Raw genomic sequence first — 12,418 nt, 5'->3', positions numbered from 1 at the left:
GCGGCCGTGACCAGCGGCCGTAACCTAGATCAAATCTGCTTGATTGATCAAGAGGAGTTGATGAATGACGGTGTCCCTGCCCGCCGCGTCCCCTGCGCTCCAGTCCGACCGGGCCCGTTCCCTGCTCAAGGCCCTCGCCGATCCCCTGCGTTTGCGTGTGATCGAAGCCCTCGCCCATGGCGAGAAGTGCGTCTGCGACCTCACATCTGAGCTCGATCTGGCCCAGTCCAAGCTCTCCTTTCACCTCAAGGTGCTCAAGGAGGCGGGGCTGTTGGCTGACCGCCAGGAGGGCCGCTGGATCTACTACCGCCTGGAGCCGGTCGCCCTGGAAGCCCTGCGCTCCTGGTTGGCCGATCTGGCCAGCCGCTGTGGCGCCAGCGCGCCCTCCTGCGGCTGAAGCATCTCCCCTCTGTTTACCGAAATGCCCCACCGATCCGTGGATACAGACCCCGTGCTGGCCCGGTTGTCGGCCCTCGATCGCTTTCTGCCGCTCTGGATTTTGCTGGCGATGGCTGGCGGTTTGCTGCTTGGTCGCCTGGTGCCGGGCCTGCAGGGAGCGCTGGATGCGGTGAGGATCGGTACGACCTCCCTGCCGATCGCCCTGGGCTTGCTGGTGATGATGGTGCCGGTGCTGGCCAAGGTTCGCTACGAGGAGATGGGCTGCCCTGGCGGGAGGCTCAGCCCAGGCACCCGCACGCTGCTGCGGCTCTCGCTGCTGCTGGTGTGGGTGTTGGGCCCGGCCCTGATGTTCAGCCTGGCCTGGTTGTTTCTCCCCCAGCAACCGGAGTACCGAACGGGCTTGATCCTGATCGGGATCGCCCCTTGCATCGCCATGGTGCTGATCTGGATTGACCTGGCCCAGGGCGACCGGGAGGGCGCCGCCCTGCTGGTGGCGATCAACTCGATCGTGCAGGTGCTGGCCTACGCCCTGCTGGGCAGCTTCTACCTCAAGGTGCTGCCGGGCTGGCTTCGCCTTGACACCCAGGAGGTGCGCTTCTCGATCGGGGCGATCGCCGGGGCCGTGGTGTTGTTTCTGGGGGTCCCGCTCGTGGTGGGCTATCTGATGCGGCGCATCGGCCTGCGCACCAGGGGCCTGGCGTGGTACGAACGCCGTTTCATTCCGTTCATCAGCCCCTTCGCCCTCTACGGGCTGCTGTTCACGATTGTGGTGATGTTCGCTCTGCAGGGTCAGGCGATCACGGCTCGGCCGCTGACCGTTGTGGTGATCGCGATCCCCCTGCTGCTCTACTTCGCGATCATGTGGGGGGTGGCATTCGCCGTTGGTTGGCGCAGCGGCCTGAGCTACGAGAAAACCGCCACCCTCGCCTTCACCGCCGCCGGCAACAACTTCGAGTTGGCGATCGCTGTGAGTGTGAGCGTCTGGGGGGTCAGCTCCGGTCAGGCCCTGGCGGGGGTGATCGGGCCCTTGATCGAGGTGCCGGCGCTGGTGAGCCTCGTTTACCTCTCGCTGGCGCTGCGGCGGCGCCTCCAGCGCTTGGCCTGAGGCAGGGTTCACCAAGACTTAAACCGTCCTTAAACCATCAATCGCATTTGATCAATCAGGGTGAGGAGGCTGGTGCCCTCCCGTCCCATGCTTCGCTTCCGTCGCCCCTCCTCACCCGGCCGCCATTCCGGTCGCGTCGCTGCTGCCACGGGTCTGATCGCCACCACAGCCTTGGCCCTGCTCGCACCGCTCGCGCCGATTCAGCCAGCCCAAGCGCAACAGGCCAAGTCCCGCACGGTGCGCATCACCGGTTCGAGCACGGTCTATCCGATCATCCAGGCTGCCATCGCTGCCTTCCAGCGCACGGAGGCGGGCAAGGGATCTCGCTTTGATCTGGTGGAATCAGGCACCAGCGGCGGCCTGCGTGATCTCTGCGCTGGCCGGGTGCCGATGGCCAATGCGTCGCGGCCGATCAGCTCCGCTGAACTCAAGGCCTGCGACCAGAAAGGGGTGCGCTTCTTCGAGCTGCCCCTGGCCTTTGATGCCCTCACCGTGGTGGTGAACCCACGCAACACCTGGGCCCAGGCGATCACCACCCAGGAGCTCTCCCGGCTGTGGCAGCGACGCGCCCAGGGCCGCATCCTGCGTTGGAATCAGGTCAACCCCCAGTGGCCCGCGCGCCCGATCCGACTCTGCGGGCCGGGTAGCGATTCCGGCACCTTCGACTACTTCAATAAAGCGATCAACGGATCTGCCACCGATTCACGCCGCGACTACACCGCCAGTGAAGACGACAATGTGGTGGTCAACTGTGTGGCCAAGGACCCGGATGCCCTGGGCTATCTCGGTTTTGGCTGGTATGCCGCCCATGCCCAGCGCTTGCGCGCCCTGAAGGTTCAGGCGGGTCAGGGAGCGGTGGCCCCGTCGCCGGAGAGCTTGCTGGATGGCAGCTACCAACCGCTCTCCAGACTCCTGTTCATCTATGTCAACGATCGGGCGCTGAAGGAACTAGACCTGCTGCGGCGCTTCATCGGTTTCCTGTTGGTGAACGACACCCAACTGGTCGAGAAGGCACGGTTCATTCCCCTGCCGGGCAGCACCAATCAGGTGGTGGAAGCCAAGCTCTACCGCCAGATCACAGGCACTTCTTTCGGCGGTGAACTTCCGATCGGCCTGAGCGTCGGTGAGGCGATCCGGCGCAGCTTCGCCCAAACCAAGCGACCCGCCTACCGCTGAGGCGAACCGGCGGACTCCGCTGCACCGCTCTCCACCGGATAGCCCTCCGCCTTCCAACGGCTCAGGCCACCGCGCAGGTTGGCCACCTGCCGCAGGCCAGCCTTGGACAGCTGCTGGGTGGCCAGGGCCGAGCGGCTGCCGGAATGGCAGAGCACCACCGTCGGGCGATCGCTGCGTATTTCCGCGCTGCGGGCTTCCAGATCGGGCAGGGGAATGAGCTGGCTTCCGGGAATGTGGCCATCGGGGCCGTCGTACTCCTCGGCTGAACGCACATCCACCAGGTTGAAGGCTGAGCGGTGGGCGGCCACCCACTCAGGGATCAGCTCCGGCAACCCGGCGTAGCTGTGCCGGATCGGCGCCCAGTCGTCCTGGTCGTCCGCTCCGCTGGCCGTCTCCAGGGGCTCTCCGCAGCGCAGATTCGCCGGCAGGGCCAGGGCGATGCGGTGGGGGTGGGGGAGGTGCAGGTTCTCCATCGAACCGACGAAGTCGCGCTCGTCGGCGCCGCCCCCCAGGCGGGCGTTGTAGGCCCGTTCCTCCGCCACCGAGCTGACGCAGCGGCCGGCGTAGTCGTGGCCGGGGTAGAGCAGGCAGGTCTCCGGCAGTGAAAAAATCTGCTCGGTGATCGAGCGGTAGAGGTTGTGGGGGTTGCCCTGCTGGAAATCACAGCGTCCGCAGCCGCGGATCAGCAACGCATCACCGGTGAAGGCAAGGCTCAGGTTGTCGAGCACGTAGCTGAGACAGCCGTCGGTGTGGCCCGGGGTGGCGCGTACCTCCAGGTGGCGGCCGCCGAAGCGCACCCGGTCGCCATCGGCCAAGGGCTGGGTGACGTTGCTGGCGCGCACCTTGGCCGCCAAACCGATGGCACAACCCGTGGCCTGGCGCATCAGCCAGGCGCCGCTGATGTGGTCGGCGTGGGCGTGGGTGTCGAGGCAGGCCACCAGATCGATCTCCAGCTCTTCGATCAGGGCCAGATCTCGGCCGTGCTGCTCGAACACTGGATCGATCAGCACCCCCTCACGGGCCCCCACGTCGGCGAGCAGGTAGGTGTAGGTGCCGGTGTCGACGTCGAACAGCTGGCGCAGGAGCAGATCACCGCCACCGGCGGCGGCCCTCAGCGGGAAAGGGGGAGCGACGGCCACGGCGGCAGGAACAGCCAGGGGCTGGGAGCTTAGATGTGCACGTCAGGAGTGAGCCCTGGGCCGATGGGCACCCCAGCGGTTGTGTCAGCCGCCTGTCCTGCCGCCCGGACGCCTCCCGCTTCAACCCCGGGCCTGCGTCGGCGTTCAGCCGATCGGCAGCAGCCCCCCCGTGGAAGCGTGCCGGGGTCGCAGGCACCGCCCCGGCGACCATGGCCCCCTCGCCTCGAGCCGCCCGTCGCGGTCGCGCCCCGGCGCAGCCGGCACCAGCACCCTGAGGCCAAGGCGCCGCCGCTTCTTCCGGACCGGTGGACCCACCTTGGTCAGGCCTTCCAGGGGCCCGGCCCGGGAGCCAGAACAGCGACCAGCAGCGCCGTGATCACAGTCCCAAACCTCCAAGCCGGATACTCGCCCCCACGACCAGCAAGCCCACGGCCAGCAGGGTGATCAACACGATCTGAACCGCCAGCCGCGGCAGGGATGCTGCCGTGAGGCGGGGGATCAGCTGCCACCGCGCCTGCAGGGCCAGGGCCAGGGTGGCGGCCAGCAACAGCAGCTTGAGGGCAACACTCCGGGCGATCCCTGGATCGAAGCTCCAGAGCGCCTCCCAACGGCCCAGGTCAAGGCGAGCAAGGGCCAGGCCCGTAGCCAGTTGCAGCGCCAGGGCCCCCAGGCCCAAGCGTTCGAAGGCGCGCTCGAAGCGCAGGACCGGCATCGGATCGCCCGCCTTCAGAGCCGGCGGCAGCACGCCCAGGGCCAGCAGCAGGTGGCCACCCGTCCAGATCGAGGCCCCGAGGGCATGGACGATCACCAGCAGCTTCAGCATCGCTTGGCCTCCACCGTCATCCTCGCGCTCCGCCCTGCGGCCCAGCGCCCCGACGCCGATCCAGAGCACCGCCACGCCTCAGCCCCCGCCGGGACCACAGCCCTGGCTGAGAAGGTCGACGCGCAGCCCCTGCAGCGCCTGGGAGACCGGGGCACGGGGATCGAACAGCAGGGCCCAGGCCAGGGGCACCTGCTGGCGGGCGAGCGCCCCATCCACCGCCTGCTCCCAGGCCTTCGGATCGCGGCCGAGACGGCCCACCAACCGCTCGCTGGAGCGCAACTCCTGGTCCGCCGCCGCCCGCAGCCGCACGCTGGCGAAGTTGCCGGCGGCTGCCCCCCGGGGGCGCAGGCGCAGCAACGCCTGCTCCCCCGGTTTCAGGGGCGCCAGGGGCCAGGGGATCGGTGTTCCCGCCCGCTTGCTGACGTGGATGTGCGCGCGCCAGGGTCGCGCTCCGCCGCGCTCGATCTGCAGCTCGGCCAGGGGATCGGCCACCACCAGGGTGGGCCGGGCGTTCGGCACGGTGCCGTCCACCCGCCCATCGGCGTCGCTCTCCACCCGCGGTGCGATCACACAGATCTGCGGTTCGCCCGCAGCGGACGCCACCGCCTGCAGGGGCGTGGCCGCCCAGGCCCCAGGCAGCCACGCCATCACCAAAGCCGCCCCAAGGAAGCAGCCCCGCAGGCTCTTCCCCCGCCAGGGCGTGGCGGAGTGGGCTCCAAGGCATTGGTGGTGGGGCAACGGGGGCAGGGCATCGAGGCCCCCATGCTGACGACCAATCGGCCCGCCCTACGATCCCAGCCCAGGCCTGGATCGGTCCCGATGCTGGCCCTTTGCGCCGCCTTGCTTCAGCTCAAGGGTGACCCCCTCGCAGGCGGCGTCCCCAGAGGCGGCGCCACCGTGCCCCTGGAGCGGGCCGCAGACGGCGACACCCCCGTGCTGAGCCTGCACACCGATCGCGGCCGCCTGCGGCTGCTGCTTGACACGGGAGCCTCCTCGTCGATGGTGACCCCAGAGGCGGCCCGGCGGCTGGGTCTGACCGCCGAGGCGATGGCGCCCGCTGCCTTTGGTCTGGCCGGGGGGGGCAGAGGTTGCGCCCAGCTGCGGCCCCGGCGCGCCCGCCTGCCTGAGCTGCGCCTGGGCAGCGGCGCTGATCCACTCACGGTGCGTTCGGCCGAGGTCCTGGTGCTGCCGGTGGCGGCCCTGCCGGCCGGAGTGGATGGGGTGCTGGGGGTACCGCTGTTGAAGCGCCTGCCGATCTGGATCGATCCCGTAGGCCAACGCCTTCGCCTCGGGGCGGGCGCCGTGGCGCTGGCCGGCCCCGCGCCCCCGCGCCGCACCCTGCCCCTGCGCTGGGCCCGGGGGGTGCCGCTGATCGAGCTCAACAGCCCCCGGGGTCCGGTGGCGGCCCTGGCGGACACCGGCGCCGAGGGGCTGTTCCTCAGCCCCGCCCTGGCCCAGCGCCTGGTGCCGATCGGGCCAGGGGAACCGCTGCGCCTGATGGGATTCTGCGGCGAGCAGCCGGTGCAGCGTCAACGCTTTGCCGGGCTGGGGTTGGGTCCGGTCCCTGCCGGGGCCCACGGGTTGGAGAACGTCGAGGGCATCGTCACGACGAATCCGATCTTTGCCGCACTTCAGGTGGAAGCGATCGTCGGCCAGGAGCTGCTGCGCAGCCACCGCCAGCTCTGGCGGCTCGACCGGGACCCCCCCACCCTCAGCCTGTGGTGAGGTCGGTGGTGCTGGTGGGCGGAGCTGATCCCGCGACGAATCGGACGGCGATCGGGCGGCGGCGGTTCTCGGCCTGGCTGGCGTTGTCCCTGGCCCTGGCCCTGGCACTCGCTGCCCTGGTCAGCCCCGCCCTGGCGTCGGGGGCCGCTTCCCCGCAGCTCGGCACCCCCACCGCTCCCTCACCGCTCTCCAGTGAGGCGCTCAGTGAACGAGCTCCGTTCAACCAGAGCGCCCACTACCCCCTGGGCCTGCGCCCTGATCCAGCCCTCTACCGTCCCCATGCCGACTGGCTCGGTCGCCTGATCCTGCCCAGCGAGCAGGAGCTCGCCCAGGCCCCGGACGCTCCCGGTGAAGACTGGGTCTGGATCGAACTGGAGCAAACCCCCGCGGCGCTGGCGCCGTTGCGGGGCCAGCGGTTGCGGTTGAGCTGGACGGACGACCCCCGCCTGAGCCGGCTCGTGCGCGCCGTCACCACCGACATCCGCCTGGATGCCGCCGCCCGCGCCGCCAGCAGCGATGGCAACGTCGTGCCCCTGCGCCTCAATGGCCGCCGGCAGGTGGGGCCGCTGCAATCCCTGGCCGGGGCCCGCCCCCGCGATGACATCACCGTGGAGCTCGAGGAGGTGGAAGTGGCGGCTGCAGCTGGGGAGGCCCCTTCCCTGCGCATCGGCCGGCCGCCGATCCAGACCACCGGTCGCTGGATGGCCCTGGTGCGGATCCTGGGCCCCGCGCCAGCGGCGGCCGGTGGTGCGTCCTCCGATCGCTTCCGGGTGCAGCACTACGACCGCCAGCGGGGGGCGTTCAGCGGTCCGATCACCACCGTGCGCATTCCCCAGCAGCCCCCCAACCGCTATGGCCGCTGGATGTCCAGCCCCCGGGGTGTGGCGAGCCATCCGATCGGCGCGCAGGGCTGGTACCTCTACGGATCCCCCGATGCCACAGGGCTGTTCACCGTTCAGGCCCTGCGCCCCCGCGCCCTCTTTCAGCTCAGGACCGACCGGGAACGGCGGGGCCTTGGCGCCGCCCTCAGGCACCTGCAGCGCGACAACTGGTCCCCCGCCTCGCTCCAACGCGGCAGCTACTCGCGGGTGGAGCTGGCCCCGACGGCGCCGCTTCCCTGGCGGCTGGGGGACCACGGCCTGGTGATCCATACCTTCGGGGGCATCGGTGGCCCCCAGGCGGAGCCCGTGCCCTTCTTCACCGTCACCGGTCACTTCGCCTTCGGTGAGGCGGAGGTGGTGCGCGACCCGTTCACCGGCGAGCCGCAGTTCGCCCTGCACTACCACCAGATCTACGCCAACAATCCCGACGGGATCGTCGCGGGCACCCAGGACTGGAGCGCCTATGCCGGTGACCTGCGCCGGGGTTGGCTGGGCACCCGGCCCTTCTCGGATCTGCTGGTCAAGCTGGATCTGTTCGATGAGCCCACTGGCCCGGGGCCCCGGTCAGGCGCCCAGCCGTTGTCGTTGCTGCTGGAACTGCAACTGCAGGCCGAGGTGTTGATGGCGCGTTACCGCAGTGGCGACGGCACTGGCTTCAACGGGGTGGGGGCGGCGATCTCCTGTGTGCAGGATTCCAGCCAGGCCCTGGCGATTGCCGTGGAGCGCCTGCGCCAGCGGCTGGCCTCCGTCCCCCGCCCTGGCCGCAGCTCAGGATCCCTTTCAAGCCCTGAGACCAGACGGATCGCGGCCCTGGACCAGCTCACCCACTCCCTCGATGGCCTGCTCACGCCCTTCGGCCAGATGCGCGCCGACTGGCGGCGCAACGGGGCCCTGGTGGATCAGGCGGCCCAGGGGAGCGATCAGGGTGCCGCCTTCCGTCGCCATACCGGCCTGCGCGAGACCCTGCTGAGCTGGCGCACGGTGTTGCCGCGGCGCGGCCACGACGACCTGGCCCGGCTGTTCCTTGCCCATGGCGCCCAGCTGCATGTGGTGCGCACCAATCAGATCCCCGGTGGCGACGGGCGGCTCGCTCCCCTGGCCCCCACCGGTCTGCTGGGCCAGCTCCCCCCCGTGGCCACCCTGCTGCGCCGGATCGTCGATGCCCTGTTCGCCCCCACCGGCGGGTGGACCGTGGCGTTGACCCTGCTGCTCCTGGTGCCCTACGCCCTGGTGGCCCTGACCCTGGGGTACCGCTCCGGTTTCCTGAATGAGCAGCTGCGCTGGGGGCCGCCGCTCCCGCTGCTGCGACGCTCCCTTGGTTGGTTGCTGATGCCCGCGCTGCTGGAGGAGTTGCTGTTTCGCGTCGCCCTGTTGCCCCATCCCCTGGAGGGGGAGGGCCCCTGGGGCACCCTCGCCTGGGGGGCCTTGGGCCTGGGGCTGTTCGTGATCTATCACCCCCTGGCGGAGCGCACCTGGTATCCCGAGGCCCGGGGGGTGTTCCACAACCCCCGGTTCCTGGTGCAGTGCACCCTGCTGGGGCTGGTCTGCATCTCCGCCTACAACCTCAGCGGCTCGCTCTGGCCGCCGCTGCTGATCCACTGGCTGGTGGTCACGGTCTGGTTAGGGCCCCTGCAGGGGCACCGGCGCCTACGGGCACCACGGTGACGCCGATTGGCGCCAGGGCGATCACCGCCAGCTTCAGGTGCTGCCAGCCGAAGGGGATGCCGATGATCGTCACGAAACAGGCCAGGGCGGAGGTCAGGTGACCGATCGCCAGCCAAAGGCCGGCCACCAGGAACCAGATCACGTTGCCGATGAACCCCAGCGGGCCCGTGCCCAGGTCGCGCCGGCCGGTCAGCTCCAGGCGGCTGACGGCCTCCTTGCCGAAGGGAAAAAACGAGAAGCTGCCGATCACGAAGCAGGCCCGGGCCCAGGGGAGCCCCACGATCGTGACCGCCGCCAGCAGCCCCGCCAGCCACCAGCCCAGCCCCATCACAAAGCCGCCCAGCACGAACCAGAGCAGGTTGAGCAACGAGCGAATCACGGCGGCAAGGCGCGGGGTCGCTGAAGTCTGCCTGCCGTCTCCAGCACGCGGTGCACATCGGCGTCGCTGAGTTGCTCGAACTGGCGGTAGTGCTCCCCCACCGCCCGCAGATCCCTCACCCTCGCCAGGGCGACCAGCTCGTCCACCAATGGCGCCAGGTCCTTCGCCAGGGCCGCATCGATCACGGGCACCGCCAAGATCAACCGTCCGGGGCCCAGCCTGGCGAGGGCTTGCAGCGCTGCTCGCACGCTCAGCCCCGTCGCTACCCCGTCATCGACCACGATCAGCGGACGCCCCTGCAGTGCCGCTGCGGGAGGATCGCCGAAGACCCTCTGACGCCGCTCCAGCTCGCGGCGCTCCTCGCCGACGAGCGCTAGCTCCAGCGAGGGGGCAAGGGCCAGATCAGAGCGGGCGCACGGGTCCCAGAGCAGCACCCCGCCCGGGGCCACGGCGCCGATCGCCCATTCCGGGTTCAGAGGATGGCCGATCTTGCGCACGGCCCAGGGCTCCAGGGGCAGGTCCAGCGCCCGGGCCACCTCGGCGGCCACCGCCATCCCACCCCGGGGCAAGCCCACCACAACGGCTTCGGGGTGATCGCTCCAGGCCCCCAGGCGCAGTGCCAGGGCCCGGCCGGCCGAGGCTCGATCGCTCCAGAGTGCGCGGCGGCTGTCCATGGCGGCGGCCCCTTGGGGCTTCACCTTCACCCCAGCATGGCGAGTGTTCAGACTGGTGGGGTCAGCGCAGACGGTCGCGTGTCTTGCCCCCAATGCGGAAGTTGGTCGGTCAGGCGGGATCGCAGCCTGGCCGGTCGCATGGTCTGTGGACGCTGCGGCACTCCGCTCGGCGGCCCGCGGACCACAGCGATGGCGCGGCGGCGGAGCCCTCGGCTGGCCCGTCGCTCCCCCCAGGGGGTCCCCCCCTGGGCCTGGCTTGTGGCCGTGCTGGCCCTCGCTGCGCTGCTGGCGGCCCTGCCCTCCCGGATGCCGCTGCCCTCAGATCCCAGTCCCCTGCCATCCGGCCAGTTGAGCCGCTGAGGAGGAACGGGCCAGGGCCCGGGCCGCCGGCAGGGCGGGGTCGAGTCGCTCGGAGCTGAACGGGGGCAGCCGGCGGCTGCGCAGCCAGGCCCCCCAGCGGAATTCATGGAAAGGAATCAAAGGAGCCGGGGCGATCACGCCCTCGCGCTTGAGCTTCCAGACCAGGCTGCGGTAGGGGTCGTCCTGCAACTCCTCTAGGCGAGTGGGCAGCGCGGCCGGCGCCAGGGGGCCCCGGCCCCGACCATCGAACAAGTAAAGCCAGCCCCGCAGATGCAGGGCCGCGAGCACCTCCTGGCGCTCGCTTTCCTTGAGCTGCAGCACCACATAGCCAAAGGTGCTGGCGGTGGGATCGAGTTCGATCAGCGCCCGCAGGCGGTGGTGGCGATCCACCATCCATAGGCCCCCATCGCCGCTGCGCACCAAGGGCACGGGTTTCTCCTTGAGGTAGCCCCGCCGCTGATCGCGGTCCTCAGCCCGGAAGTCCTCCCGTCGGCTGCGGACCTCCGCCAGACCCACACACAGTTGGGTGGGTTGAAGATCCGCCAGCGCCACCTCCACCAGGGCATCGGTGCGGGGCGGCGGCGGCGGCAGGGGGTCGTAGGGCGGGAGGCGCAGGGCCATCAAGGGGCGTCAGCCAATGTGCTGAATCAGCTCATTAGCTGAATAGCGCACTTTCGCCAGGGCTGCGTACTTGTCGTCACCGCTGCGGTAACCGGCAACCGCCACCACGGCGGAGTGATAAGGCGTGCCCTCCAGCCCCAGGACCCGGTCATAGTCGGTCGGGGAAAACCCTTCGATCGGCGTCGTGTCGACACCGAGCAGGGCGGCGGAGGTGAGGAAGTTACCCAGGGCGATGTACACCTGATTGACCGCCCAGTTGTTGATCACGGCGCTGCGCGGGCCGTTCACCAGATCCTTGAGGATCAGGTCCCGGTAGAAATCGAGCGATTCGGTGGGCAGGCCCCGGGCGGCGCTGGTGGCGTTGATCAGCCGTTCCACATCGGCGGCTTCGATTGTGCGTTGGGCCAGGAAGACCACCAGGTGGGAAGCCTCGGTGATCTGAGACTGGTTCCAGGAGTGCTGACGCAACTCGGCGCGCAACTCGGGGTTGGTGATCACCAGGAATTTCCAGGGCTGCAGGCCGTAGGACGAGGGGGTGAGCACCAGGGCCTGCTCCAGGGCGGACCAGGTGTCGGCAGCGATGGGGCGGCTTGGATCGAAGGCTTTGGTGGCGTAGCGGTGGCGCAGCACCTCCAGCAGCTCACTGCTGGAGACGGCCGGGGCTTTGGTGACAGTCATGGCGGAGGCGGACGGCCAGGCGAAGGTCGGAAGCTAAGCGGCTCGGACGCTCTGGCGCTGCCTTCCCGGAACAGCGGGGCTGTGTCTGCGAACAACGTCGCAGGTGCTCGCGAGCCCCTGCCAGGGGCAAGGGCCGTGGGGTGAGCGAGGGGCGGGTCCCGGTGGTGCTTCAGGGCGCAACGGCCGATCAGCCCATGGCCTGCGCGCTCCAGCGAAGTCTGATCGACGAAAAGCTGAAGGCCTTGGCCGGGACCCCCGCCGCAACGGGGATCCCCGTGCTCCGCCCCCGGGGCGTTGGGGAGAGCAGGCCCTGGCGGAAGAGCACTGCCGCCGCAGCCAGCTCCCTGGCGACTGGCCCGAACCCGGCGGGAGCTCCCCTGGACGTTCGTCGATGTGCGCCGTGGCCTGACGCCGGAGCCGAGCGGGGCTGGTGCAGCCGCGCCACGGGCGATGCGGTGCTCGGCCGCGCAGGACGTCCAAGATCTCTTCCTGGCTGGCGATCGGCGCCCCATCGCGGCGCCGGATCTCGCGGGGTGCGCCGCTGGGCGGCGGGCCGTGGCCTTGATCAGGGCGCGGGGTGAATGCTCCAGGCCAGGCTCTGGCGCGGGGTTGCCCCGGGGAGGGAGCGGCGGGACCCCGGCCGATGTCGCAGCCCCAGGGGAACCCTGACCGCCCGTTCCCCAGGGGCGGGGAACGGGAGCGCTTGGCCCGCTGGATCCACGCCGAACCGGGCCAGCCCTTGATCGATGCCGCCCTGAGCGAATCTGGTACCACAGTCTGGCTCTCCCCCGCG

General features: G+C 70.2%; 12 protein-coding genes. 5 read left to right on the top strand and 7 right to left on the bottom strand.

Going from position 1 to position 12,418, the window contains the following annotated elements; genetic code table 11:
- The first annotated feature begins 64 nt into the window (after positions 1–64).
- The 3 genes from KBY88_RS00755 (at position 65) to KBY88_RS00745 (ending at position 2,680) form a co-directional block, all read left to right on the top strand.
- Positions 65–397, top strand: coding sequence for an ArsR/SmtB family transcription factor (locus tag KBY88_RS00755; protein WP_254937983.1), 333 nt, complete (start codon positions 65–67; stop codon positions 395–397).
- A 39-nt stretch (positions 398–436) separates the two neighbouring features.
- The gene (gene arsB / locus KBY88_RS00750; RefSeq protein WP_315858075.1) at positions 437–1,504 is read left to right on the top strand and encodes an ACR3 family arsenite efflux transporter; all 1,068 of its coding nucleotides are present in this window, start codon (positions 437–439) and stop codon (positions 1,502–1,504) included.
- A 72-nt stretch (positions 1,505–1,576) separates the two neighbouring features.
- Complete coding sequence (locus KBY88_RS00745) at positions 1,577–2,680, top strand: PstS family phosphate ABC transporter substrate-binding protein (protein ID WP_254937982.1); 1,104 nt, start codon at positions 1,577–1,579, stop codon at positions 2,678–2,680.
- Here the strand turns inward: KBY88_RS00745 and KBY88_RS00740 are convergent.
- The 3 genes from KBY88_RS00740 to KBY88_RS00730 all read right to left on the bottom strand — a co-directional run bounded on the left by KBY88_RS00740 (position 2,671) and on the right by KBY88_RS00730 (position 5,290).
- On the bottom strand, positions 2,671–3,819 hold the full coding sequence (locus KBY88_RS00740) for a rhodanese-like domain-containing protein (protein ID WP_254937981.1): 1,149 nt from the start codon (positions 3,817–3,819) through the stop codon (positions 2,671–2,673). The genes KBY88_RS00745 and KBY88_RS00740 overlap by 10 nt on opposite strands.
- Positions 3,820–4,195: 376 nt before the next feature.
- Complete coding sequence (locus KBY88_RS16060; protein WP_254937980.1) at positions 4,196–4,717, bottom strand: CopD family protein; 522 nt, start codon at positions 4,715–4,717, stop codon at positions 4,196–4,198.
- Positions 4,718–4,720: 3 nt separating this feature from the next.
- Positions 4,721–5,290 carry a hypothetical protein gene (locus KBY88_RS00730; RefSeq protein WP_254937979.1) on the bottom strand — a complete coding sequence of 190 codons (570 nt, stop codon included), beginning with the start codon at positions 5,288–5,290 and terminating at the stop codon, positions 4,721–4,723.
- Positions 5,291–5,461: 171 nt separating this feature from the next.
- On the opposite strand from KBY88_RS00730, the gene KBY88_RS00725 reads away from it, so the two are divergent.
- Together KBY88_RS00725 and KBY88_RS00720 are read left to right on the top strand one after the other, a co-directional pair.
- Complete coding sequence (locus KBY88_RS00725; protein ID WP_254937978.1) at positions 5,462–6,367, top strand: aspartyl protease family protein; 906 nt, start codon at positions 5,462–5,464, stop codon at positions 6,365–6,367.
- Positions 6,361–8,913: a CPBP family glutamic-type intramembrane protease gene (locus KBY88_RS00720; RefSeq protein ID WP_254937977.1), complete on the top strand. Its 2,553-nt coding sequence runs from the start codon at positions 6,361–6,363 to the stop codon at positions 8,911–8,913. Before KBY88_RS00725 ends, KBY88_RS00720 begins: the two co-directional genes overlap by 7 nt.
- On the opposite strand, the gene KBY88_RS00715 is transcribed toward KBY88_RS00720, so the two are convergent.
- From KBY88_RS00715 to KBY88_RS00700, 4 genes are all read right to left on the bottom strand, one after another.
- Entirely contained in the window at positions 8,858–9,292 is a 435-nt protein-coding gene (locus KBY88_RS00715) for a YccF domain-containing protein (RefSeq protein ID WP_254937976.1), read from the bottom strand. The two genes, KBY88_RS00720 and KBY88_RS00715, sit on opposite strands and share 56 nt — an antisense overlap.
- Positions 9,289–9,966, bottom strand: a complete 678-nt coding sequence (locus tag KBY88_RS00710; protein WP_254937975.1) for a phosphoribosyltransferase — start codon at positions 9,964–9,966, stop codon at positions 9,289–9,291. Before KBY88_RS00710 ends, KBY88_RS00715 begins: the two co-directional genes overlap by 4 nt.
- A gap of 318 nt (positions 9,967–10,284) precedes the next feature.
- Entirely contained in the window at positions 10,285–10,947 is a 663-nt protein-coding gene (locus KBY88_RS00705) for a ParB-like protein (RefSeq protein WP_254937974.1), read from the bottom strand.
- Positions 10,948–10,956: 9 nt separating this feature from the next.
- A complete protein-coding gene (locus KBY88_RS00700; protein ID WP_254937973.1) occupies positions 10,957–11,625 on the bottom strand; it encodes an NAD(P)H-dependent oxidoreductase in 669 nt (222 codons plus the stop codon).
- Between the last annotated feature and the right edge of the window lie 793 nt (positions 11,626–12,418).

Origin of the sequence: Cyanobium sp. Morenito 9A2 (genome assembly GCF_024345575.1) — a bacterium.
Classification (GTDB): domain Bacteria; phylum Cyanobacteriota; class Cyanobacteriia; order PCC-6307; family Cyanobiaceae; genus ATX-6F1.
Note: the sequence above shows the minus strand (reverse complement) of the source record. Positions and strands in the feature narration are given on the sequence as shown.

What these genes read in the sequence shown, in the direction of transcription:
- KBY88_RS00755 (WP_254937983.1), top strand. Translation starts at nt 65, where the DNA reads ATGACGGTGTCCCTGCCCGCCGCGTCCCCTGCGCTCCAGTCCGACCGG.
- KBY88_RS00730 (WP_254937979.1), bottom strand. Translation starts at nt 5,290, where the DNA reads ATGGCGTGGCTGCCTGGGGCCTGGGCGGCCACGCCCCTGCAGGCGGTG.
- KBY88_RS00725 (WP_254937978.1), top strand. Translation starts at nt 5,462, where the DNA reads ATGCTGGCCCTTTGCGCCGCCTTGCTTCAGCTCAAGGGTGACCCCCTC.
- KBY88_RS00710 (WP_254937975.1), bottom strand. Translation starts at nt 9,966, where the DNA reads ATGGACAGCCGCCGCGCACTCTGGAGCGATCGAGCCTCGGCCGGCCGG.
- KBY88_RS00705 (WP_254937974.1), bottom strand. Translation starts at nt 10,947, where the DNA reads ATGGCCCTGCGCCTCCCGCCCTACGACCCCCTGCCGCCGCCGCCGCCC.
- KBY88_RS00700 (WP_254937973.1), bottom strand. Translation starts at nt 11,625, where the DNA reads ATGACTGTCACCAAAGCCCCGGCCGTCTCCAGCAGTGAGCTGCTGGAG.